Below are 24,183 nucleotides of genomic sequence, written 5' to 3' on the forward strand. Positions count from 1 at the left end.
CATGAGCGCCATGGATGGCGCGACATGAGCCTCCATGGACGGATTCACGGCGTGTCCCGCCAACCCACCCGCGCCAACGCCTGCACACTGGGTCGGTGCGCATGGGGGTGAAGCGGAGCATGCGCGTCTCGATGCATGGGTAGTGCCGGCCGCTGGCCGGCAGCCCGGCACCGTCGCTACGTTCGGGTGGTTCCGCTTGATGTACGGAACACGCTGTCCGGTCGGTTGCGCCGATGGTCGGCAGGTGCGCATGGACGTGGGCGGTCACGGCCCTGTTAATCTTGGGGCCTGGACTTTCACGAGTGTTGGCAATGAATCCATTGCGTTGGAGTTTCCGCGCCCAGTTCCTGTTGGGGTTCCTGGTCTGCGCGGCGCTGTTGGGGTACGCGATCTTCCTGCAGTTGAAGATGGGGCTGGAGCCGTGTCCGTTGTGCATTTTCCAGCGGATTGCGTTCGCGGCGCTGGGGCTGCTGTTCCTGATCGGGGCGCTGCATGGTCCGCGTGATCCGGCTGGGCGGAAGACGTATGGGGTGCTGGCTTTCATCGCGGCGGCGGTCGGTATCGGCATTGCCGGCCGGCATGTGTATGTGCAGTTGCTGCCGCAGGACATGGGCTCGAGTTGTGGGCCGCCGTTGAGCTTCCTCAGTGAGACGATGGGGCCGTTCGAGGTGTTCCGGACGGTGCTGACCGGTACCGGCAACTGCGGCAATATCGATTGGCAGTTCCTGGGCCTGACGATGCCGATGTGGAGCCTGGTGTGGTTTGCGGCGTTGGCGGTGTGGGCGCTGGTGACAGCGTTCCGTGCACGTCGGCGCCACTGAGGCCGGTCAGATCCGTTACCCGACCTGGCACGCGTTGCGCGGCCAGGTCGGATGCTGCGGCCAGGGCTCCGCTCAGAAATCCTGCTGCAGGCTGAGGTAGGCGCCGCGGCGGGGGCCCCATTGCGGGGCGAAGACGCCGATGCCGCCGCCGTCGCGCAGTTGGTAGCTGCGGTCCAGTGCGTTGACCAGGGCGAGCTGTGCGTGCAGCGGGTGGCCGCTGTCGGCGTTGAAGTCGTGGGCCGCGCTGAGGTTGAGCTGGAGGTAGGCGGGGAGTTCGCCGCCGTTGGGGACGCCGTCGGTGTCCGAGCGCAGGCCGCTGCCGAACACGTAGTCGGCGCCCAGGCGGTTGTGGCCGGCGAAGGCGTAGCTGATGCCGCCCGACGAGGTCAGTTTCTGGTCGTGGTCCAGGTGGATCCAGTTGTTCTGGACGTAGGCGAGGGCCTCGGGATCGAGGTTGTACTGGCCAGTGATGACCTGCTTGCCCATGGCCTTGTTGTAGGCGGCGTTGACGTAGGCGCTGAGCGGGCCGTGGCTGTAGTCGGCGCTGAACTCCACGCCGTGGATGTGGCCCAGGCGGTAGTTGAAGGTGGAGTAGATGTAGGCGGCGCCGAACTGGCCTTCGTCCTGCAGGCGGTCGACCTTGCGATCGTAGGCATCCAGGCCGAGGGTGAGGTGTTCGCCGACCTGCTGGGAGACGCCGATGTCGTAGTAATCGCTGCGCTCGGAGAGCGGGGTGGTGCTGCCACCGGCCGGTTGCTGGTTGGTGGTGCCGTCGTAGAGGGCGATGTCGCTGCTGGCCACCAGTTCGCTCGCCGGCGGGGTGAAGTAGCGCGCGTAGCCGGCATGCACGGTGGTGCTGTCGCTGGCGTTCCAGACCACGCCCAGGCGCGGGCTGAGCTGGCCTTCGGTGCCACCGAAGGCCGTGTAGCGGTCGCCGCGCAGGCCATAGTTGACCGTCCAGTCCGCGCCGATCCGCCATTCGTCCTGCAGGTAGACCGCAGTAGTGGTGGCGTTGAAGGCGCTCGCCTCCGGAATGCGCCGTGGCGTGGTGCTGGCCTGCTGGCCGTCGGCGTCGACCGGGAACACCCAGGTGTCGCTGCCGGCGCGGGCGCGTTCGGCGTTGATGTACAGGCCATAGCGCAGCGTGTGGTTTTCCCCGAGCGGGGTGGAGGCATCGGCCTGCACGGTGTTGGCGCGGTTGCTGCGGTCCACCTGCGAGGCGACGCCGTTGAAGATCAGGTCGCCGGCGAGGTCCGGGCGGAAGGACAGGTCGCTGTACCGCTGGCCGGCCGAGACCTGGTAGGCCGTATCGCCCAGCGTGCCCTGCAGCACCAGCATGCCGAAGCGGGTGGTCTCGCGCTGGTTTTCATCCAGCGCGGCCGAGTCCCCGTTGATGGTATCCAGGTAGCCGAACTGCGGCGTCTGGCCGGGGTTGACCGGAATCTGGAAGCGGTTGTTGGAGAACCCGGCGAACAGGCTCAGGCGGGTGTCTTCGTTGACCAGGTAGGTCAGGTCGGCGAACGCCTTGCCCTGGTGGGTGTCATCGTGGTCCGGCCTGCGCGAGGCCGTGGGATTCTCCATGCCGGCCTGGTTCTGGTCGTAGTTGCCGGTCAGGTATCCGCTCCAGCGGCCCTGGCTGCCCCACCACGAGGCGTTGGGGTTGAGCGTGCCGTAGGAGCCGGCGGTGAGGCCGGCGCTGCCGCCATTGCCCAGCTCGGCGCCGCTGCGGGTGGTGATGTCCACCACGGCGGCGGTGCGTTCGCCGAACTGCGCCGGGAGGGCACCGTCCATCAGGCGGATGCTCTTGATCGCGCGGGCGTCCAGGGTCTGGCCGAAGCCGGAGATCGATTCGGGCAGCAGGACGCCGTTGAGCCGGTACTGGAGATTGGCGTGGTCGCCGCGCACGTGGACGCCGCCGTAGGAGTCCTGGACCACCCCGGGCGCCTGCAGCAGCACCTGGTTCAACGGGGTGGACGCGCCCAGCGGCAGGTGCTGGATGTCTTCGGCGGTGATCTGGTACTGGCTGCTGCCGATATCCGGCGACAGCGCGTTGCGCGCCTGGTCGAGCTGGGCGCTGACGGTGACCGCGTCCAGATCGGTGACCGTTGGAGCGGAGGCGCCGCTGGCGGGGGCGGCGGCGAGGGCGGGCAGGCCGGTCAGGGCCAGGGAAACGGCAATACCGGTAGCAAGCAGGGAAGGCTTCATGGGGATGGCTTGGCTGGGCAAAGGGAGGAGGGGCCGGCCTGGCGAGTGTTACTCCGTAACAAATCATGCGCCTGTCCCACGCCGGTGGGCCATGCGCGATCTGGCCGATCGCCGTGGCCTTTCTTCGGCGTTCAGCCTTGGCCGGCATGGCCGCCCCTTTGCGTCGGGGTCGCGCTCTGCGACCATGACCGGCCCCACACCCCGGAAGTCCGTGATGAGCCTGTCCGCCCCGCCCGTAGCCGATCCCGCCGCGACCGCTGTCGACGCTGCCTGGTCGCCGGAGAGCTGGCGTGGCAAGCCCGCGCTGCAGCTGCCGACCTACCCGGACCCGCTGGCGCTGGATGCCGCGCTGCACGAGCTGAAGCGGCTGCCGCCGCTGGTGACCTCCTGGGAGATCCTGGCGCTCAAGCAGCAGCTGGCCGAGGCCCAGGAGGGCAAACGCTTCCTGCTGCAGGGCGGCGACTGCGCGGAGAACTTCAGCGACTGCGAATCGACCACGATCTCCAACCGGCTGAAGGTGCTGCTGCAGATGAGCCTGGTGCTGGTGCACGGCATGCGCAAGCCGGTGATCCGGGTCGGGCGCTTCGCCGGGCAGTACGCCAAGCCGCGCTCGGCCGACACCGAAACCCGCGACGGCATGACCCTGCCGAGCTACCGCGGCGACGTGATCAATGCGCCGGAGTTCACCGAAGCGGCCCGCCTGCCGGACCCGCGCAGGATGTTGCAGGCGCACGCGCACTCGGCGATGACGATGAACTTCGTGCGCGCGCTGATCGATGGCGGCTTCGCCGATCTGCACCACCCCGAGTACTGGAACCTGGAGTGGGTGCGGCATTCGCCGCTGGCCACCGACTACCAGAAGATGGTGTCCTCGATCGGCGATGCGGTGCGTTTCATGGAGACGCTGTCCGGCGCGCAGGTGTACAACCTCAACCGGATCGACTTCTACACCTCGCACGAAGCGCTGCTGCTGCCGTACGAGCAGGCACTTACCCGCCAGGTGCCGCGCCAGCAGGGCTGGCTGAACCTGAGCACGCATTACCCGTGGATCGGCATGCGCACCGCCGCACTGGATGGCGCGCACGTGGAATACCTGCGTGGCGTGCGCAATCCGATCGCGATCAAGGTCGGGCCGTCGGTGCAGCCGGACCAGCTGCTGCGCCTGATCGATGTGCTCAATCCCGATGACGAGCCGGGCCGCCTGAGCTTCATCCACCGCATGGGCGCGGCGCAGATCGCCGAGAAACTGCCGCCGCTGTTGAACGCGGTCAAGCGCGATGGCCGGCGGGTGCTGTGGGTGTGCGATGCGATGCATGGCAATACCGAGAGCACCAGCAACGGCTACAAGACGCGTCGTTTCGACAACGTGCGTGGCGAGGTCGAGATGTCCTTCGACCTGCACGCCGCGGCCGGCACCCGGCTGGGCGGCGTGCACCTGGAGCTGACCGGTGAGGACGTGACCGAATGCACCGGCGGGGCACGTGAGCTGACCGAGCGCGACCTGGAGCGTGCCTACCGCTCCTCGGTGGATCCACGGCTGAACTACGAACAGTCGCTGGAGATCGCGATGGCGATCGTGCGCAAGCAGGCGCACTACGCCGACTGATATCGGTGCGTGTCCTCGACACGCACCTTACATTCGCCTGACACGATGGTCATGGCGGCACCGGCATCCTGTGGACTTCCCCGCGAAGAACACAGGAGCGTGCCGTGACCGTCGACTGGCAGCAGGCAGCGCTGTATCTCTGGCCCATCTCGATCGCGCTGGCGATCGGAATCAGTGGCTGGTGGTTGCTGATGGCGTTGACGCGTCGTCTGAAAGACCGTGATTACCGCCGTGCCCGCATCGCGCGGGTGATCAGCCGGCCCTTGGCGTTCGCGCTGCCGCTGTTGCTGCTGATTCCGGCCCTGGAGGCCACGCCGCTGCAGGAGCACCGGCTCGAGCAGGCACTGCGGCTGCTGCATATCGGCCTGACCGGCTGCTTCATCTGGCTGCTGGTCCGCGCGGTGGCCGCCGGCGAGCAGGCGATCCTGCGCGATCACCCGATGGAGGTGGCCGACAACCTCGAGGCACGCCGCATCCAGACCCAGACCCGGGTGCTGAGCCGTGTGCTGATGGGCGCGATCATCCTGGTGGGTGTGTCGCTGATCCTGCTGACGTTTCCGATGGTCCGCCAGATCGGCACCGCGCTGCTGGCCTCGGCCGGCATCATCGGCCTGGTCGCCGGCATCGCGGCCAAGCCGGTGTTCGGCAACCTGATCGCCGGTCTGCAGATCGCGTTGACCCAGCCGATCCGGCTGGACGATGTGGTCATCGTCGAGGGCGAATGGGGCCGCGTGGAAGAGATCAACAGCAGCTACGTCGTGGTGCGGATCTGGGATGCGCGGCGGATGGTGGTGCCGCTGACCTGGTTCATCGAACACCCCTTCCAGAACTGGACCCGGCGCAGCGCCGATCTGCTTGGCACCGCGTTCCTGTGGCTGGATTACACCGCGCCGATCCCGGCGATCCGCGCCGAACTGGAGCGGATCTGCAAAGGCGAGGCGCTGTGGGATGGCCAGGTCTGCGTGACCCAGGTGACCGAAACCAGCGAGCACACGCTGCAGGTGCGTCTGCTGGTGAGCGCGCGCAACTCCGGTGATGCCTTCGACCTGCGCTGCATCGTGCGCGAGCGCATGCTCGACTTCCTGGCGCGCGAGCATCCGCAGGCACTGCCGCGCACCCGTGCCGAGCTCAATCAGGAAGCCACGCCGACGCGCCGCGCGCGTTCGCAGCCGGCCGAGGATGTGCGCTCCCCCGGTGCCGAGGATGGTGAGCCCGCGATCCTGCCGGACCCGGGCGATACCACACGGTAGGTACCGACCGTTGGTCGGTACACGCCCTCAGGGCGCGACGCCGTTCGTCAGCAGGGTATCGGTCTGGAACCGCGGCGGGCGGCGTGCGCGGGTCCGTTGCTCGTAGGCGTAGCCCAGCTCGATCAGGCGCGGCTCGCTCCACGCCGTCCCCATGAACAGCAACCCCAGCGGCAGGCCGTCCACGTGCGCCATGGGCACGGTCAGGCTCGGGTAGCCGGCCACCGCCGCGGCGCTATAGCTCTCGCCGGGGAAGTCATCGCCGCTGCCCGGCCGGATCGGCCACGCCACGCCGGTGGTCGGCGCCACCAGCGCATCCAGCTTCTGTTCGCGCAGCACCGCATCGATGCCTTCCGGGCCGGCCAGCCGGCGGGCATCGCTGCGCGCGCGGATGTATTCGGGTGTACCCAGGCCGCCCATCGTCGCGGCGGTGTCCATCAGGTCCTGGTCGAACAGCGCCAGTTCCTTGCCCGCATGCTGGCGGTTCCAGGCAATCACGTCGTCCAGGTTGCGCACCGGTGCCCGGTAGGTCGTGAAGTAACGCTGCAGTCCGGCCTTGAACTCGTGCATCAGGACGATCCGTTCGGCATCCTGCCACTGGCCCTGGGTCGGCAGCTGCACCGGCACCACGGTCGCGCCGGCATCGCGCAGCACGGCCACGGCATGCTGCAGGGCCGGGGCGATGCCCGGCTTCTGCATCAGGTCGCCGTACAGCACGCCGATCCGCGCGCCGCGCAGGCCGTCGGCGTTCAAGCGCGAGGTGTAGTCGTAGACCGCACGTCCGGGCATGGTCGCGGTGGCCGGGTCGGCCTCGTCGCGGCCGGCCATGGCGGTCAGCAGCGCGGCTGCGTCGGCCACGCTGCGGGTCATCGGGCCGGCGGTGTCCTGGCTGAAGGAGATCGGGATGATGCCCTCGCGGCTGACCAGCCCGACCGTCGGCTTCAAGCCGACCACGCCGTTGACCGCGGCCGGGCAGACGATGCTGCCGTCGGTCTCGGTGCCGATCGCCGCCACCGCGAGATTGGCCGAGACCGCCACCGCGCTGCCGCTGCTGGAGCCGCACGGGTTGTGGCTGAGCCGGTACGGATTGCGGGTCTGGCCGCCGCGGGCGCTCCAGCCCGAGATCGATCGGCTGGAGCGGAAGTTGGCCCACTCGCTCAGGTTGGTCTTGCCCAGGATCAGCGCGCCGGCCGCGCGCAGGCGCTGGACCAGGAACGCATCGTCCGGGCGGAACCCTTCCAGGGCCAGCGAGCCGGCGGTGGTGCTCATGGGGCTGGCGCCGATGTTGTCCTTGAGCAGCAGCGGGATACCGTGCAGCGGGCCGCGCAGCTGTCCCTGGCGACGCTCGGCGTCCAGCTGTGCAGCCTCGCGCAGCGCATCGGGGTTGAGCTCGATGACCGCGCGCAGGCGCGGGCCGGCCCGGTCGAGTCGGGCGATGCGGTCCAGGTAGGCGCGGGTGAGGGTGACACTGTCCAGCTCGCCGCTGGCCATGCGCGACTGCAGGTCGCTGATGCCGGCTTCGGCGAAGGCGAACGGGAGCGTGGCGCTCGGCGAGGGTGTCGGCGCAGGCGATTCACGGGCATGCAGGGGCGCCGGGCCCGGGCTGCAGCCGGCCAGCGCGATGAGCATCAGTGATGTCAGTGTCAGGCGCATGCCTGTCCCCCCGAACCGGCCGTCAGGCTAACCACCGCGGGCGCCGCTTGGCAACTCAAGCCGTTTTGGCGGCCTTGCCATGGCGTTTGCGGATATCGCGGGCGAGCACGCCGACCACGATCAGATTGATCACCAGCACCGACCACGAGGCCCAGCCCGGGTGACGGAGGATGGCGTAGATATCGAACGGCAGGTAGATGCCGGCAGTGACGCAGCCCAGCCAGGAGGCCCAGGCCTTGGCGCGCCAGAGGCCCCAGGCCTCGAAAAGATGCAGGACGCCGTAGGCGACCATTGCAGCAGCCGCCAGATGCACCGCATCGGGGCTGATCATGTTGAGCAGCGAGGGCAGGGTGCCGTGATCCGGGTCCAGACTGAACCGGCGGATCAGGGCATTGACCGCATCGCGCAGGGGCTGCGGGCCGAGCATTTCCAGCCCGGTCGCAGCCAACAGCGCCAGAACCGCCTTGCTGGCTTCCAGCAAGGCGATCAGGTGAAGCCCCGGATGCTTGTGAGGATCCGGGTTGTAGGGCTTGTCGATCACGACAATGGGTCCGATCAGCCGCCGCGCGATGCCTTCTTGCGGTCGCTTTCGGTCAGGCCCTTCTTGCGCAGGCGGATTTCCTTCGGGGTGATCTCGACCAGCTCGTCGTCTTCGATGAAGTCCAGGGCCTGCTCCAGCGAGTACTTGATCGCCGGGGTCAGCTGGATCGCATCGTCCTTGCCCGAAGCGCGCATGTTGGTCAGCGGCTTGGTCTTGATCGCGTTGACGGTCAGATCGTTGTCCTTGGAGTGGATGCCGACCAGCTGGCCTTCATACACGTTGTCGCCTTCAGCAGCGAACAGCTTGCCGCGTTCCTGCAGCGGGCCCAGGGAGTACGCCGGGGTGGCACCCGGGGCATTGGCGATCATCACGCCGTTCTGGCGCTTGGCGATCGAACCCTGTTCCTTCGGACCGTAATGGTCGAACACGTGGAACAGCAGGCCCGAACCCTGGGTCAGGGTCTTGAACTCGTTCTGGAAACCGATCAGGCCACGGGCCGGGATCTGGTACTCCAGGCGGACACGGCCCTTGCCGTCCGGCTCCATGTTCTTCAGCTGGCCCTTGCGGGTGCCCAGCTTTTCCATGACGCCGCCCTGGTGCTGTTCTTCGATGTCCACCACCAGCTGCTCGATCGGCTCCATGGCCTGGCCGTCGATCTGCTTGATGATCACTTCCGGACGCGACACGGCCAGCTCGTAGCCTTCACGACGCATGTTCTCGATCAGCACCGACAGATGCAGTTCGCCACGGCCGGAGACCAGGAACTTGTCGGCGTCTTCCAGCTGTTCCACCTTCAGGGCCACGTTGTGGACCTGCTCGCGATCCAGGCGGTCCTTGATCTGGCGGCTGGTCAGGAACTTGCCACCGGACAGGTCCTTGTTGCCGGCGAACGGCGAGTTGTTGACCTGGAAGGTCATCGAGATCGTCGGTTCATCGACGGTCAGCGCCGGCAGGGCTTCCGGGGTATCCGGGTGGCACAGGGTGTCGGAGATGGTCAGTTCCGGAATACCGGAGATGGCGACGATGTCGCCGGCTTCGGCGGTGTCCTGCTCGATGCGCTCCAGGCCCAGGAAGCCCAGCACCTGCGCGACCTTGCCGTTGCGCTTCTTGCCTTCACGATCGATGACCGCGACCTGCATGTTCTTCTTCAGGGTGCCGCGCTGCACGCGGCCGATGCCGATCACGCCCACGAAGTTGTTGTAGTCCAGCTGGCTGATGCGCATCTGGAACGGACCTTCCGGGTCCACTTCCGGCATCGGCGCGTGCTGCATGATCGCTTCGTACAGCGGGGTCATGTCGCCGTCGCGCACGGTGTCTTCCAGGCCAGCGTAGCCGTTCAGGGCCGACGCGTAGACGATCGGGAAGTCGAGCTGCTCATTGGTGGCGCCGAGCTTGTCGAACAGGTCGAAGACCTGGTCGATCACCCAATCCGGACGCGAGCCCGGACGGTCGACCTTGTTGACCACGACGATCGGCTTGAAGCCCATCGCGAAGGCCTTCTGGGTCACGAAGCGGGTCTGCGGCATCGGGCCGTCCATCGCATCGACGAGGATCAGCACGGTGTCGACCATCGACAGCACGCGCTCCACTTCGCCGCCGAAGTCGGCGTGTCCCGGGGTGTCGACGATGTTGATCCGGTTCTTGATACCGGTCTTCTTGTCTTCCCAGGTGATGGCCGTGTTCTTGGCCAGGATGGTGATGCCGCGTTCCTTTTCCTGGTCATTGCTGTCCATCACGCGCTCGGCGAGCACGGTGCGCTCGGAGAGGGTGCCGGACTGCTTGAGCAGCTGGTCGACGAGGGTGGTCTTACCGTGGTCGACGTGGGCGACGATGGCGATGTTGCGAAGATTTTCGATAGACATGCGAAAGGGGGCCAGTCGGCGCCGGATTTGGAAAAAGAAGTCCAACATTATACGGCCAAGATGACCAATCGCGAAAAGTGCGTCGCAAGCCTTGCCGGACGGGCATTCAGCTGTGTGAGGGACGCCTGTCCGGGCGGCCGCGATGATGCAGGAAGCACCACCGCCCCCTGAGTCAGGGGGCTGCCGCGAAGCGGCGGGGGTGTGGGTGCTGGTAAGAGGGGCCCGCGGTTCGCGCAGCGAAGCGTGGGGCGGCAGCGCGTATGCGGTGGCGCATACCACGGGTGTATCCTATGGGGCTAACGACAAACCCCCGTACCCCAAGGATTTGCATGTCCCTCATCGCCACTTTCGACACCACCCAGGGCCCGATCAAGGTCGAGCTGTTCGCCGACAAGGCCCCGCTGACGGTCGCCAACTTCGTCAACCTGGTCAAGCACGGCTTCTATGACGGCCTGGTCTTCCACCGCGTGATCCCGGACTTCATGATCCAGGGCGGCTGCCCCAAGGGCCAGGGCACCGGCGGCCCGGGCTACAAGTTCGAAGATGAAAAGAACGGCGTGAAGCACCAGGTCGGTTCGCTGTCGATGGCCAATGCCGGCCCGAACACGAACGGCAGCCAGTTCTTCATCACCCATATCAAGACCGATTGGCTGGACGGCAAGCACACCGTGTTCGGCCAGGTCCTCGACGGCCAGGCCATCGTGGACTCGGTCAAGCAGGGCGACGTGATCCATTCGATCACCCTGGAAGGCGACACCGACGCCGTGCTGGCCGCCCAGGCCGAGCGCGTGGCGGAGTGGAACAAGCTGATCCCCACCGCCTGATCCGATCCCGACGGCCCCCTGTGAAGGGGGCCGTTTTTACGTTTCTTAGCAGAGGAAATCCCCATGAAAGCACCTGTTCGTGTTGCCGTGACCGGCGCCGCCGGCCAGATCGGTTACGCCCTGCTGTTCCGCATCGCCTCCGGCGACATGCTGGGCAAGGACCAGCCGGTCATCCTGCAGCTGCTCGAGCTGCCGGTCGACAAGGCCCAGGCCGCCCTGCGCGGCGTGATGATGGAACTGGAAGACTGCGCCTTCCCGCTGCTGGCCGGCATGGTCGGTACCGATGACGCCGAAGTGGCCTTCAAGGACGCCGATATCGCCCTGCTGGTCGGCGCGCGTCCGCGCGGCCCGGGCATGGAGCGCAAGGATCTGCTGCTGGAAAACGCCAAGATCTTCACCGCCCAGGGCGCGGCGCTGAACAAGGTCGCCAAGCGTGACGTCAAGGTGCTGGTGGTCGGTAACCCGGCCAACACCAACGCCTACATCGCCATGAAGTCGGCGCCGGACCTGAACCCGCGCAACTTCACCGCCATGCTGCGCCTGGACCACAACCGTGCGCTGAGCCAGCTGTCGACCAAGCTCGGCAAGCCGGTCGGTGGCATGGAGAAGCTGATCGTGTGGGGCAACCACAGCCCGACCATGTACCCGGACTACCGTTTCGCCACCGCCGAGGGTGCCTCCATCGCCGAGGCGATCAACGACCAGGAATGGAACGCATCGACCTTCATCCCGACCGTGGGCAAGCGCGGCGCGGCGATCATCGAAGCCCGTGGCTCGTCCTCGGCGGCCTCGGCTGCCAATGCCGCCGTCGACCACATCCGTGACTGGGTGCTGGGCAGCAACGGCAAGTGGGTCACCATGGGCGTGCCGTCCGACGGCTCCTACGGCATCCCGGAAGGCGTGATCTTCGGCTTCGCGGTCACCACCGAGAACGGCGAGTACACCCTGGTCAAGGATCTGCCGGTCGACGACTTCAGCCAGAAGTACATCGACAAGACCCTGGCCGAGCTGGAAGAAGAGCGCTCCGGCGTCGCCCACCTGCTGGGTTGATCACTCACACGGGTGGGTGCCGAAGAGAACGGCAGGAGCCGTTCTCAACGGTGCGAAGCGCCGGCCCGAAGGGTGAGCGCCAGGACGGCGCGAATACCGTTGGTCGGTACGGATTGAGGAAACGCCGGGCACTGCCCGGCGTTTTTTTGTCCGCACCGTCGGCTGCGTATTCCCGGCACGGTCGTTCGCGTATTCCCGGTAGTGCCGCCCGCTGGCCGGCTCTACAGGTCCCCGGCAGTGCAAGGAGCCGGCCAGCGGCCGGCACTACGTACGACCAAGGTCGGACGGCCCGCGCGCCGCCATCGGACTATGCTCGATCCCATGACTTTGTCTGGGAGGGCTGTCATGCGTTACGAAGATGTCTATCGACGTTCGGTCGATGAACCCGAGGCGTTCTGGGGCGAAGAGGCCCAGCGCATCTACTGGCATACACCGCCGCAGCAGATCCTCGATTACAGCACCCCGCCGTTCCGGCGCTGGTTCGTCGGCGGTGAAACCAACCTCTGCTACAACGCGGTCGACCGCCATCTGGTCGATCGCCCGGATCAGCTCGCGCTGGTCGCGGTCTCCAGCGAAACCGGCGTCACCCGCGAGATCACTTACCGCGAGCTGCACCGCGAAGTGAATGCCTTCGCCGCCGTGCTGCAGCGGCTGGACGTGCAGCGTGGCGACCGCGTGGTGATCTACATGCCGAACATGGCCGAAGCCGTGTTCGCGATGCTGGCCTGCGCGCGCATCGGGGCGATCCACTCGGTGGTGTTCGGCGGCTTCGCCGCGCACAACCTGGCACTGCGCATCGATGACGCCGAACCCAAGCTGCTGATCGCCGCCGACGCCGGCAAGCGCGGCGGCAAAGTGATTCCGTACAAGGCGATGGTCGATGCCGCCTGCGCCGAAGCCGCTTCGCCGCCACCGCACGTGCTGATCGTCTCGCGCGGTCTGGACCCGGCCGAACCGAAGGTGCCCGGCCGCGACGTCGATTACGCCACGCTGCGTGCCGAAGTGGGCGACCAGGATGTGCCGGTGGTGTGGCTGGAATCCAGCGAGCCGAGCTATCTGCTCTACACCTCCGGCACCACCGGCAAGCCGAAGGGCGTGCAGCGCGATGTCGGCGGCTACGCGGTCGCGATGGCGCAGTCGATGGAGACCGTGTTCGACTGCAAACCCGGCCAAGTGATGTTCTCCACCTCGGATGTGGGCTGGGCGGTCGGGCATTCCTACAACGTCTACGGCCCACTGATCGGCGGCTGCACCTCGCTGCTGTACGAAGGGCTGCCGACCAACCCGGACCCGGGCATCTGGTGGGCGCTGTGCGAACAGTACGGCGTGCGCACGCTGTTCTCCTCGCCGACCGCGATCCGCGTGCTCAAGAAACATGACGCCGATTTCATCCGCCGCCACGATCTGGAGGCATTGAAGTACGTCTTCCTCGCCGGCGAACCGCTCGACGAGCCGACCGCGCACTGGATCAACGACGCACTCGGCAAGCCGATCATCGACAACTACTGGCAGACCGAAACCGGCTGGCCGGCACTGACCCTGCTGCCGGGCGTGGACATGAAACCGGTGCGCTTCGGCTCGCCCGGTTTCCCGAACCTCGGCTACCGGATGAAGGTCATCGACGAGAACACCGGCGAGACCGTCGCGCCGGGGCAGAAGGGCGTGCTGGTGATGATCCCGCCATTGCCGCCGGGCTGCATGACCACCGTCTGGAAGGACGATGCGCGCTTCATCCAGAGTTACTTCAGCCACTTCAAGGAGCTGCTGTACAGCTCGCTCGACTGGGCGATCCAGGACGAAGACGGCTACACCTTCATCCTGGGCCGCACCGACGATGTCATCAACGTGGCCGGGCACCGCCTGGGCACGCGCGAGATCGAGGAGTGCATCGCCGGCCATCCGCTGGTGGCCGAGGCCGCCGTGATCGGGGTCAAGGATGAACTCAAGGGCCAGGTGCCACTGGTGTTCGTCACCCTCAAACAGGCCCTGCAGGGAGACAGCAGCGCCGTGGCGGCAGAGATGATGCAGCGGGTGACCAACACCCTCGGCGCGGTCGCGCGGCCGGCCCACATCCATATCGTCAACGCGCTGCCCAAGACGCGCTCGGGCAAGCTGCTGCGGCGCTCGCTGCAGGCGCTGGCCGAGGAGCGTGATCCGGGCGATCTGTCGACCCTGGATGACCCGGCGGCGTTGGACGAGATCCGCCGCGCGCTGGGCAGCTGAGGGAGTGCCAGCCGCCTTCCGGGCGGCTGGCCGACGTGGCCGTTGGTGATGCGTGCCGTCGCCTAAAGTGCGTCGAGCCTGTCTCTGCCGAATACGCAGAGTTGCGATCGCGCGGCCGCCGAGGCCAGCGGCCGCGTCGTGCGCCGTACTTACGATGCACGCAACCGTCCCAGCACGCTCACCTTCCCGGACGGGCGCGGCAACCAGAGCTGGGCGTATACGCCCGACGGTCTGCCAGCGCAGATCACCACCCAGAACGGCGACGGTACGCCGGCGGTGGTCAATACCTATGTCTACAACAAGCGCCGCTTGCTGACGGGCGAAACGCTCACCCAGCAGGGCGTGCTCGACCTGAGCCTGGGGCAGGGGTACAACAGCAATGGCCACCTTGCCGTGCAGACCTTCCCGCAAGGCCTGCAGGTAACGTATGCCCCCAATGCGCTCGGTCAACCGAGCCAGGCCGGCACCTTTGCGACCGGCGTGCAGTACTACCCCAACGGCGCAGTGAAGCAGTTCGTGTATGGCAACGGCATCGTTCACCAGATGCAGCAGAACGCCCGGCTGTTGCCGTCACGCAGTACCGATACCGGCACGCTGGATCTGCAGACCAGCTTCGATACCAACGGGAACGTCACCGCGATCAACGACCTGGTCCGGGGCAGTGGTCACAATCGCCAGATGCAGTACGACGCGCAGGACCGTCTTACGGCGGCGTACTCACCGGCCTTCGGCGGTGACGGCTGTTACCGCTTCGGTTACGACGCGCTGGACAACCTGCGCACCTGGACCCAGCCGGGCGAGGGCCAGCGCCGCCATGACTACGACGGCAGCAACCGGCTCACCGTCGTGCGCAACGCCGGCGGTGCGGCCATCATCGGCCTGGGCTACGACGTGCAGGGCAACCTGTCGATCAAGAACGGGCAGGGCTACCAGTTCGACTTCGGCAACCGGCTGCGCGTGGCAACCTCGCTGGAGCGCTACCGGTACGACGGCCACGGCCGCCGCAGTTCGGTGATCGATGCGGGCAGCGGCAAGAACCGGCACTACCTGTACAGCCAGGGTGGTGCACTGGCATATATATGGGATCAGGGGACGGGTGAGCGCACCCAGTACATCCAGCTGGCGGGCAGCCTGGTGGCAGCGCGCAAGGTTGCTGGCAGTGGGGCAGTCAGTGTGCGCTACCAGCACACCGATGCGCTGGGCAGTCCGGTGGCGGAGACCAATGAGCAGGCGGCGGTGGTGCTGCGGACGGCGTACACGCCGTATGGCGCGAGCATCGGTGCCGCACAGGACGGGGTGGGGTATACCGGGCACGTGATGGATGGCAGTACCGGGCTGACGTATATGCAGCAGCGGTACTACGATTCGGGTCTCGGTCAGTTCTTGTCGATTGACCCGGTATCAACACTCCAGAGCCCTATAGGTGCTTTCCATAGATATTGGTACGCGGATCGTAGTCCTCACGGTTATGTAGACCCTGATGGTCGCGAAGCGGTGGATTCAAATATGCCGAAACCAGCACCTCTCCCAAAAACCCTTCCGACGGTGACAGTAAGTGCGCCCAAGCCGGTGCTAGGGCCGCAGCCGAGTTTCTTCAAATTGACGACCGTGGAGGCGCTGCGCCGCGACACTTCAATTGACCAAGCAGTTCGAGCTGGTGAGTTGACCAGAACAGTAACTCTGCCTGCGGTAACAGTCACTGCAGCTCCCTCTGCTGCTGCCCTTTCCGCAAGTGCGACACCTGTCCTCTGGGAGACGGCATTAGGCACGGGGAGCGCGCTGCAGAAGTCCAAGGCGGCCAGGGAAACCCTGTATTATGCCTGCGTTGGCATCGGCCTATGCAATGGCGAAAGACCAAGCATGCAGCGCATTCAGCAACAGGAGAGAATACAGCAAGTAAAGGATGGTGCGATGCGGGAAACTAAGGCGAAGATGCGGGAGATTCCGAATCCATGAAGAATGTGCATGCGGATTTTAAACAGGCAGTCCAGCTTTTGGAGCATGGGCAAGCGCACCAGGCGCTGCGCTTGGCTGACTCACTGACCAGTTCGATGGATGAGAGGCATCGATTGGACGGCTACATGTGCCGAGGGATGATATTTGAGGAGGGCGGACCGGATCTCTGCGTTGATCTTGATAAAGCTCTGGATAGCTATAGGCGCGCATCGTTGATCGCACCAAATTCCATCACTTTCACGAGTCTTGCGCGGGTATCTCTCAAGCGGCGCGCGTACGCAGAGTCACTTCGGTTTCTCCAGATCGCTGCGGATCATGAATTGACTCCTGAGGTTCTGTTGGGGTTTGCGCAGTACTTTGAGGAAAGCGTGCCAATGGACGCATCGAAGGCTAAGTCTTACTACCTCAGAGCGGCGCTGAAAGGACGTTTTTCCGGCTTCTTTGGCTATTCGAGGATGTCGCGGAAGATGGGGCAGCCTGTGCGAGCGGCGTTGGTGGATGCGTTGCGGATAATCGCTGGTCCACTGATAGCGCTGGCGATCGGTGCTCGTGCTCGCTACCAGTTCTAGCCTGCTGCCTCCCCATACGTGCTGTCCACTAATGCTGCGCCGCATCCTCATGCGCCGCCTCCCTAGAGTAAGCTCCCGACGTGATTGCCCGCAGAGGGGAAGGTGCCAGCCCGGGGTGTACGGCAGGGACTACCTGTGATGTCTTTCGAGTAATCGCAAGGGGGCGTCCGCGTGTCGGTACTTAGTCGAAGGCGGCACAGTGCGCGGAGCTACATGAAGCGGGGGCACCACAGATCATGGACGCCCTGGCACCCATCCGAATCCTCATCAACACCGCTATCAGCCGAACTCCACTGGAGGAACTCCCGGTAGAGGGCCTACACAACCAATCGATGGCAGTTAAGGGGATTCTGTGAACAATGATCAATCTGTGACCGGCGCGGCTGTGGTGAAAATTATTGGAGGAGTTGCAGCCTCCAATTGCGACGTCTGGATTTTGCGCTCAATTGAAACGTTGTCGCACGCCCCCTCTTTGCCACTGGGTGATTTCTGGCGCAAGGTTGCTGAGGCACCGATTGAAGTTCAAACCAATGAGCTTTGTTCTGCGCTAAAACAGGCATTTCAGGTGGTGACATTGGATGCTGAACTAAAGGGGTGCCCAGAAAAGCGATTGGTTGTTGATGATGGTGAAATAACTGTTTGTCCAAGATAGGGTGTAATGACCTACTGATTTCCTGCTCAGGTGTTGTTTTCCTCCAAGGAGACACCGATGAGCGAAGTGATGGAAGAAGAGATCAAGCGTTGGACGGCCCGGCGCAAGTCAGCCCTGGTCCTTGAGGTCATCCAAGGCAAGACGACGGTGGCCGCTGCGAGCCGCCCGTTCGACCTGACGCCGGCAGAGATCGAGAGCTGGGTGGACGATGGCAAGCAGGCATGGAGAACGCCCTGCGGGCCAAGCCTGAGGACGTACGCGAGCAGTACGAGCGCCAGCTGAGGGATCTGCAGGAGGCCTACGGCGAGGCGATGCTGGAGATCGGCGCCCGAAAGAAACTGGCCTCCCTGCTGGGCAAGGACGAGCTGATGCTCTCGATCCAGCAGGGACTCAAGGACGAGGGTTTCGTAGTGTCGATGGCCAAGCCGTGCCAGTGGTTCGGCGTGGCCCGACGTAGCGTGTACTACTAGCCGAAGAAGGCACCGGCGCGGGTGAGCCCCGAGTTGGCCGAGCCGATCAAAACCATAATTGAAGCTGAGCCATCGTTCGGCTACAGGACCGTGGCCGCCCTGCTGGGCATGAACAAGAACCCGGTGCAGCGGATCTTCCAGCTCAAGGGCTGGGAGGTGCGCAAGCGCCCGCTTGGGCAACGCCCGCGGTTCGAGGAGGGCGGTGTCGCACGACGCGCTGGACAACCTGCGCACCTGGACCCAGCCGGGCGAGGGCCGGCGCCGCTATGACTACGACGGCAGCAACCGGCTCACCGTCGTGCGCAACGCCGGCGGTGCGGCCATCATCGGCCTGGGCTACGACGTGCAGGGCAACCTGTTGATCAAGAACGGGCAGGGCTACCAGTTCGACTTCGGCAACCGGCTGCGCGTGGCAACCTCGCTGGAGCGCTACCGGTACGACGGCCACGGCCGCCGCAGTTCGGTGATCGATGCGGGCAGCGGCAAGCACCGGCACTACCTGTACAGCCAGGGTGGTGCACTGGCATATCTATGGGATCAGGGGAGGGGTGAGCGCACCCAGTACATCCAGCTGGCGGGCAGCCTGGTGGCAGCGCGCAAGGTTGCTGGCAGTGGGGCAGTCAGTGTGCGCTACCAGCACACCGATGCACTGGGTAGCCCGGTGGCAGAGACCAATGAGCAGGCGGCGGTGGTGCTGCGGACGGCGTACACGCCGTATGGCGCGAGCATCGGTGCCGCACAGGACGGGGTGGGGTATACCGGGCACGTGATGGATGGCAGTACCGGGCTGACGTACATGCAGCAGCGGTATATGGATCCGACGGTGGGGGTGTTCTTGTCGGTGGATCCGGTAGCCGTGGACTTAAAGGCTGGCGGAAAATTCAACCGATACTCTTATGTATTAGGTAACCCATATAAATTTACCGACCCTGACGGCCGTGATGAAGAGTGGTTCTCGAACGTTGATCAAATGGGGAATCCAGGATTCGGGAATGAGCTCGGAGATGATGCCTTTCACTACAATGGGACGGCTCTTGCAACTGTGGCTTTAGGTGGCTTCACTTTGCCAGGCATCATCAGATCAATCGCGGCGCCCTTCACGAGAGCGATGGGGTCGGAGATTGGAGGTCCTACCGTTGGAGGGGTAAGAGTCGGAAATAGTCCGGCCGACACCAGGTCAGCCCTGGAGGGCGCGGGACACAAGGGTGTGAAGATATCCAACGACTCAGGGACCGAGTCGGGTACTCTTCATAATGTTCCATCCATGAAGATGGATGTGCGAGTTATGGATGGTGGGCCCAAACATGAGCCAAGAGTGTCAGTAACGCGCGAAGGTCATCCCCGTCAGCCTGTAAATCCAGAGAATGGTAGGAATTTTGGAAATATCCCAAGGGCTGAGCAGCGTACGGGTAGTCACATTTTCTATAGGAAGAAATAATAATGGGTGGATTGACTGAGGTGGCTTGGGCGGACCCGGATTCGGCAAGTGATGCGCTAAAGAAGATGTTGGCGGAAGCGCAGTTTGATTCGTTCTGGGTAAGTAGTATTGAAGTGGCGCTTAGGTTTATAAGGCGTGTGAATTCTCTGGAATCTTCAGTGTATGTGGATGTAGTCTTTTCGTGTACCGCTAAGGTTCGCGCAGGCGATAGTTTGACTGGCATATCGGAGCAAGACTTCTTTTATGGTAGGTCGAAGTTTCTGGCGGATATATATTCTTTCATTGGGATGGATGTTGAAGGCGTCTATTTGGGTGCTGGGGGGGCGTTATTGATCTCTATCGGAAAATCAGTTGTTGAATTGCAACTCTCACAAGAAGATTTAGAGCAGGATAGCTCGGTGTGGGAAGTTAAGGTGGATGTTCGAAAACCCCATCCACTCCCGTTTCCAGCGTCTGTTGCCTGTGTGGCAACTGGCGGGGGGGAGTATGTACTCACGATCGCTAGCTAGCGGCGACAGTGATCCCGCAGCTCGATTCGGCTGGCGCCTATCGCATCATTGGCAGGGCAGCCCAGTCTGAGGGGTTCCGACTCTGATTGTCGCCGCCTTCTGCCCCACTCTATTCTGTACCGTATCCTGATTGACCGCTGCGCTGGCGGCTACAAGCATGACCAAGAGGAACAAGCCCTAAAGGATGCTGGGATAAAATGAACGAAATAGAAGTCTCGGTAAGAGCTTTCCTCAAGCTGCTCAACGCTGGTTGGACAGATGTGAGCAGCCTTCAGGTGGGAGCAAACCAGCCCAGCCTTCTGGATGATTGGGCGCAGGCATCCTGGGAAGCGATTGTCGAGGGGACCATCCCGTTTTCGGGACAGCCGGTCAGACTTGTTGTCTATGGGAATGGCGCCGATCTGCATGGCGGAAGCAGCCGATTCTCTTTTCCGAGCGATAAGGCTACGCATCAAATAAGATGCCAACCGGTGGGGGACAACGTCGTCGACTGCTTGTCAGGTAAGCTGTTACCTTACCCAGGAGATGGACAGGGCTACGCCTTGGACAGGTTCGTATCCATGTCGGGAGCTTGGTACAAAGAGGGGCCGCCGTTCGATCACGCGCTTCTTGAGAGGCAGGATGGCGAGTATGTGATCGCATTGGACCAGTTGGACTGGCTACTGATTGAAGTGACCTCCGACTGACCGGCCTGCCGCTGGGCTCGGAAGAGACGCCGTCGCCGTTTTATCGCTATCTGCTCTCACGAGAATCCGAAGGGCGTGCGGTTTCTCGGGTTACCTTGATCCGGTCTACATCCGTGCGCGTGGCAAGCATCGTCATCCGACTAGAGACGATGGTCGGGATTCGTGCCTACGTCCGGTGGATCAGAATCCAGTTTCCACCGAAGCTTGGCGAAGAGGAAGGTGGGGTCGCACGACGCGCTGGACAACCTGCGCACTTGGACCCAGCCGGGCAAAGGTCAGCGCCGCTATGACTACGACGGCAGCAACCGCCTCACCGTCGTGCGCAACGCCGGCGGTGCGGCCATCATCGGCCTGGGCTACGACGTGCAGGGCAACCTGTCGCTCAAGAACGGGCAGGGCTACCAGTTTGACTTCGGTAACCGGCTGCGCGTGGCAACCTCGCTGGAGCGCTACCGGTACGACGGCGACGGCCGCCGCAGTTCGGTGATCGATGCGGGCAGCGGCAAGAATCGGCACTACCTGTACAGCCAGGGTGGTGCACTGGCGTATTTATGGGATCAGGGGACGGGCGGGCGCGCGCAGTGGATCCAGTTGACTGTCTGGTGGCGAGCTGCGTATACGCTGTACGGCGCTGGCATGGGGATCGCTGCATCCTCATCGTCTCGCGCAGATGACTAAGGGAGTACTTCTGCAGGGATCCCGTAGCTTGGAGGAATCGATGTTCATGGAAAAGTTCGTGGGTGTGGGACTCATGCTGTTTGCAGTCGTACTGCTGGGATGTCAGCAGCGAGCCGCCCCCATCGGGGAAAACCAGGATTGCGGTAGTACAGTCGAAACGCCATGTCGCGCGAGTTTTCGATCACTTGCGGCAAGTCCTTCGTCTTACGAAGAAAGGGTGGTTCGATTAGAGGGGTATCTGACGGTAGAGCGAGAGACGTTCGTTCTTTATTCGTCGAAGGAGTTGTTCGAGGCGGGAGTCCAGGAAGAGGTGGCTGTCAAGTTGCGAGGTCCCATTGAAGCTCAAGAGAGGATATTCAATCAGCATGCCTATTCCTGGGTCTCGCTGGTGGGAAAGTTCATGGCTAGGCAAACTGATGGAACAACAGAGGATCTTCTTTTGGGTGAGGTGCACGCGCCGCTGGTAGTTCGGCCCCTGCGATCTCTTGGTCCACCAGCAAAGCGCACGTTCGGAGACGTGATTCTTGACATGGAGGACCTTGGGAAATAATGGTGTTGCTGCTCCAGAGTGATGTCGCCTTGTTCTTGAGTTTTTAGTCTGAGGAGGCAGGCGGACGTCCATGGCAGCCACCGATCGGCGTCTACGCCTGCGGGAACCGCCGCCCTGGAGTAAGCTCCGGACGTGATTACCCGCAGAGGGGGGAAGTGCCGGCGCCGGGGGATACGGCTAGGGCGGCCCCGGGATGTCCGTCGAGTAATCGCAAGGGGGCGTACGCGTATCGGCCGTGGGTCGAAGCGGCGCAGCACGGCACCACGTGAAAGGGGGAGCACATGGCGTACATCCATGCCAAGACGGTCGCTGGCCGTCAGGAAATCGAGGATCGTGCGCGGCGCCTGCCGCCGGCGCTGCGATCCATTCTGCTGATGGTCGATGGTCAGCGCGATGACACCGCGTTGACCGCGCTGTTGCCGGGCCTCCGTGCGCCGGACGATGCGCTGGCGCAGCTCTCGGCGATGGGCCTGATCGAGATCGTCGGCGGCAGTGCCGCACCGGTCGTCGCCGCGGCGCTGACCGCCGGGCGCGAGCAGGACCCGGAGCTCTACAAGCGTCTGTACGACTGGATGAGCGAATCGGTGCGCAGGCACCTTGGTCTCAAGGGCTATTTCATGCAGTTGAAAGTCGAGCGTTGCACCGATGCCGGCAGCCTGGAGAAACTGTGGCCGGACATGGCCGCCGCGATCAGCAAGGCGAAAAGCCCGGCGCTGGCGAATCGCTGGCTGGAAGAGACGCGCGCGCTGCTGCAGAGCGAGCCCGTGATCGCCTGAGACGGTACGTCGACGGCGGCCAGGCAGCACGCTGTTTAGAATGCGTGCTGTTTCGTGTGCGGGAGAGTAGCGATGGTGGATGAGATCGAGGACGACGGCGCACCCGGGTGGGATGCCATCGATGCCGCGTTGAAGGCGGTGTATCCCACGCAGGCGCCGCAGCATTACGGCCCGGTGCTGCGCTCGCTGCTCGGTGGCGAGGATCCGCTGGACGGCATCAGCGCGTACTGGAACGATGCGCCGCTGCCGCACTGGCACTTCGTCAGCTACGGCTTCTCCGAGCTGTATGAAAAGGAGAGCGATGATCCTGACACCAGTGGCTACGGCTTCGAGCTGAGCTTCCGGGTTGCCGCCGCGGCGGGCAGCGAGCCGCCGGCGTGGGCGATGAACTTCCTGCAGAACCTGGCGCGCTACGTGTTCGCCAACGGCAAGGTGTTCCAGCAGGGCCACTACCTCAATGCAGGCGGGCCGATCGCCGCCGACACCGATACGTTGCTGCGGCACATCGCCTTCCTGCGCGACCCGCAGCTGCCGCCGCGCGAGACGCCCAACGGGTCGCTGGAGTTCCTGCAGGTGGTCGGGCTGACCGATGACGAGATGGATGCGGTGAAGCGCTGGTCGACCACCGGCGTGCTCGAGACGCTGCTGCCGAAGATGCCGCTGTGGATCACCGATATCGCGCGTGGCTCGTTGCTGGACGACCCCGCGCTCGCTGCCGCGGTGGCCGAGGGCGCGGCACGCGAAGGCTCGCAGACGGCCTATCTGTTCCTGGAAAAGCTGGGTTGGTCGGTGCAGGGCGAGGGCGCTGGGCAGCAGTTGACCATAACGCTGGGCGCGCGTCAGGTGGAATCGCTGCTCGCGCTGCTGCCGGCGCGGTTGCTGTTCGGGCAGCCGTTGACGCTGGTCAGCAACGATCGGCAGATCACGCTGTCGCCGGCGGCCGCCAATGCACTGGTGGTCGAGGGCGATGCGCTGGAATGCCAGCTGGCACCGGCCACGGTGCAGGCGCTGGTCGCCACGGTCATGCCGCGCCGTGGCACCTATGCGATCCCGGGCTGGCCGGCGCTGCAGGTGGTGGTGGAGCCGAGCGAACTGCGCGATGCCGAGGGCACTGTGGTCGAGATCGTTGGCTGATCGCCGCCCGCGCTGGAAACGAAAAAGCCCGGCACTGCCGGGCTTTTTCTTGTACGTCTAGATCACACGCACCGGTCAGTTCAGGCCTTCGGCCTTCAGCACTGCCTGCACGCCGGTATCGGCTTCCATGCGCTGCTTGAAGGCGGCAAGGTTGTCCAGGCCGCTCAGGTCGATCTTCGCGCCTGCAGCCCAGCGCAGGGTGATGTAGAAGTACGGATCGGCGAAGCTGCGGAAGCCGGCCAGCCAAGGGCGGTCGGCCAACTGCGCATCGGCGCGCTCGAACAGGGCGCGCAGGCGCTTGCGGGCGGCGGCGCGGAGCGCGTCGTACTGGGTGTCGTCTTCGATGAAGGTGCCCGGCCCGAACAGCGGCTTGAACGCCGGGTGCAGGTCGGAGTTGACGAAGGACAGCCAACGGGTGGCTTCGGCGCGCTGCTTCGGGCTGCCGTCACCGGTCAGGCCGGCCTGCGGGTAGGTATCGGCGATGTAGCCCATGATGGCCGCGTTCTGGGTCAGCACGAAATCGCCATCGACCACCACCGGCACCGAGCCGGCCGGATTGAGGGCCAGGAACGGCGGCGCCTTCAGGGTGTCCTTGTCGAGCAGTTCCACCTCGAACGGCTGGCCGGTCCACTGCAGGGCGATGTGATCGGCGGTGGAGCAGGCTCCGGGCTTGCTGTACAGCTTCATGGGAACTCCGTTGCGGATGGGTGGAAGGTGAGCCGCCCACTATTCC

General features: G+C 64.5%; 21 protein-coding genes and 1 pseudogene. 17 read left to right on the forward strand and 5 right to left on the reverse strand.

Translation table 11 applies throughout. From position 1 onward, the window contains the following. Positions 1–311 precede the first annotated feature (311 nt). Positions 312–821 carry a disulfide bond formation protein B gene (locus HH110_RS16565; protein WP_070426690.1) on the forward strand — a complete coding sequence of 170 codons (510 nt, stop codon included), beginning with the start codon at positions 312–314 and terminating at the stop codon, positions 819–821. 72 nt (positions 822–893) lie between these two features. On the opposite strand, the gene HH110_RS16570 is transcribed toward HH110_RS16565, so the two are convergent. Further along, entirely contained in the window at positions 894–3,026 is a 2,133-nt protein-coding gene (locus tag HH110_RS16570) for a TonB-dependent receptor (RefSeq protein WP_176990693.1), read from the reverse strand. 214 nt (positions 3,027–3,240) lie between these two features. Between HH110_RS16570 and HH110_RS16575 the strand changes: the two genes are divergently transcribed. Next, the gene (locus tag HH110_RS16575; protein WP_176990694.1) at positions 3,241–4,632 is read left to right on the forward strand and encodes a class II 3-deoxy-7-phosphoheptulonate synthase; all 1,392 of its coding nucleotides are present in this window, start codon (positions 3,241–3,243) and stop codon (positions 4,630–4,632) included. Positions 4,633–4,736: 104 nt separating this feature from the next. Beyond that, on the forward strand, positions 4,737–5,882 hold the full coding sequence (locus tag HH110_RS16580; RefSeq protein ID WP_176990695.1) for a mechanosensitive ion channel domain-containing protein: 1,146 nt from the start codon (positions 4,737–4,739) through the stop codon (positions 5,880–5,882). Between the two features lie 27 nt (positions 5,883–5,909). Here the strand turns inward: HH110_RS16580 and HH110_RS16585 are convergent, their stop codons facing one another. The 3 genes from HH110_RS16585 to typA are packed head-to-tail and all read right to left on the reverse strand — an operon-like array spanning position 5,910 to position 9,935. Then, positions 5,910–7,532 carry an amidase gene (locus HH110_RS16585; RefSeq protein ID WP_176990696.1) on the reverse strand — a complete coding sequence of 541 codons (1,623 nt, stop codon included), beginning with the start codon at positions 7,530–7,532 and terminating at the stop codon, positions 5,910–5,912. Between the two features lie 55 nt (positions 7,533–7,587). After that, positions 7,588–8,073, reverse strand: a complete 486-nt coding sequence (locus HH110_RS16590) for a DUF2127 domain-containing protein (protein WP_176990697.1) — start codon at positions 8,071–8,073, stop codon at positions 7,588–7,590. 14 nt (positions 8,074–8,087) lie between these two features. After that, positions 8,088–9,935 (reverse strand): translational GTPase TypA, encoded by a 1,848-nt coding sequence (typA, locus tag HH110_RS16595; protein ID WP_121042902.1) that lies wholly within the window; start codon positions 9,933–9,935, stop codon positions 8,088–8,090. A gap of 329 nt (positions 9,936–10,264) precedes the next feature. Between typA and HH110_RS16600 the strand changes: the two genes are divergently transcribed. From HH110_RS16600 to HH110_RS16670, 14 genes and pseudogenes are all read left to right on the forward strand, one after another. After that, a complete protein-coding gene (locus tag HH110_RS16600; protein ID WP_088435214.1) occupies positions 10,265–10,759 on the forward strand; it encodes a peptidylprolyl isomerase in 495 nt (164 codons plus the stop codon). A gap of 63 nt (positions 10,760–10,822) precedes the next feature. Next, positions 10,823–11,809: a malate dehydrogenase gene (locus tag HH110_RS16605; RefSeq protein WP_121042906.1), complete on the forward strand. Its 987-nt coding sequence runs from the start codon at positions 10,823–10,825 to the stop codon at positions 11,807–11,809. Between the two features lie 345 nt (positions 11,810–12,154). Beyond that, entirely contained in the window at positions 12,155–14,032 is a 1,878-nt protein-coding gene (gene prpE, locus HH110_RS16610; RefSeq protein WP_176990698.1) for a propionate--CoA ligase, read from the forward strand. Between the two features lie 138 nt (positions 14,033–14,170). Then, a complete protein-coding gene (locus tag HH110_RS16615; protein WP_176990699.1) occupies positions 14,171–15,988 on the forward strand; it encodes an RHS repeat-associated core domain-containing protein in 1,818 nt (605 codons plus the stop codon). Beyond that, positions 15,985–16,557: a hypothetical protein gene (locus HH110_RS16620; RefSeq protein ID WP_088435205.1), complete on the forward strand. Its 573-nt coding sequence runs from the start codon at positions 15,985–15,987 to the stop codon at positions 16,555–16,557. The genes HH110_RS16615 and HH110_RS16620 overlap by 4 nt, the downstream gene beginning before the upstream one ends. Positions 16,558–16,909: 352 nt before the next feature. Next, positions 16,910–17,209: a hypothetical protein gene (locus HH110_RS16625; protein ID WP_176990700.1), complete on the forward strand. Its 300-nt coding sequence runs from the start codon at positions 16,910–16,912 to the stop codon at positions 17,207–17,209. Between the two features lie 57 nt (positions 17,210–17,266). Then, positions 17,267–17,574, forward strand: a pseudogene (locus tag HH110_RS16630) (DUF1153 domain-containing protein); the annotation flags it as partial. A 307-nt stretch (positions 17,575–17,881) separates the two neighbouring features. After that, on the forward strand, positions 17,882–19,117 hold the full coding sequence (locus HH110_RS16640; protein ID WP_176990701.1) for an RHS repeat-associated core domain-containing protein: 1,236 nt from the start codon (positions 17,882–17,884) through the stop codon (positions 19,115–19,117). A 2-nt stretch (positions 19,118–19,119) separates the two neighbouring features. Next, entirely contained in the window at positions 19,120–19,626 is a 507-nt protein-coding gene (locus HH110_RS16645) for a hypothetical protein (protein WP_176990702.1), read from the forward strand. Positions 19,627–19,823: 197 nt separating this feature from the next. Next, entirely contained in the window at positions 19,824–20,312 is a 489-nt protein-coding gene (locus tag HH110_RS16650; RefSeq protein ID WP_176990703.1) for a hypothetical protein, read from the forward strand. A gap of 219 nt (positions 20,313–20,531) precedes the next feature. Further along, positions 20,532–20,990: an RHS repeat domain-containing protein gene (locus HH110_RS16655; RefSeq protein ID WP_176990704.1), complete on the forward strand. Its 459-nt coding sequence runs from the start codon at positions 20,532–20,534 to the stop codon at positions 20,988–20,990. Positions 20,991–21,030: 40 nt separating this feature from the next. After that, positions 21,031–21,540, forward strand: coding sequence for a hypothetical protein (locus tag HH110_RS16660; protein ID WP_172407608.1), 510 nt, complete (start codon positions 21,031–21,033; stop codon positions 21,538–21,540). A gap of 281 nt (positions 21,541–21,821) precedes the next feature. Further along, positions 21,822–22,316: a hypothetical protein gene (locus HH110_RS16665; RefSeq protein WP_176990705.1), complete on the forward strand. Its 495-nt coding sequence runs from the start codon at positions 21,822–21,824 to the stop codon at positions 22,314–22,316. Positions 22,317–22,388: 72 nt separating this feature from the next. Beyond that, positions 22,389–23,450, forward strand: a complete 1,062-nt coding sequence (locus HH110_RS16670) for a suppressor of fused domain protein (protein WP_176990706.1) — start codon at positions 22,389–22,391, stop codon at positions 23,448–23,450. A gap of 75 nt (positions 23,451–23,525) precedes the next feature. On the opposite strand, the gene HH110_RS16675 is transcribed toward HH110_RS16670, so the two are convergent. Beyond that, positions 23,526–24,137, reverse strand: a complete 612-nt coding sequence (locus HH110_RS16675) for a glutathione S-transferase N-terminal domain-containing protein (RefSeq protein ID WP_176990707.1) — start codon at positions 24,135–24,137, stop codon at positions 23,526–23,528. Positions 24,138–24,183 lie beyond the last annotated feature (46 nt).

Origin of the sequence: Stenotrophomonas sp. SAM-B, assembly GCF_013387485.1 — a bacterium.
Lineage (GTDB): Bacteria > Pseudomonadota > Gammaproteobacteria > Xanthomonadales > Xanthomonadaceae > Stenotrophomonas > Stenotrophomonas maltophilia_AA.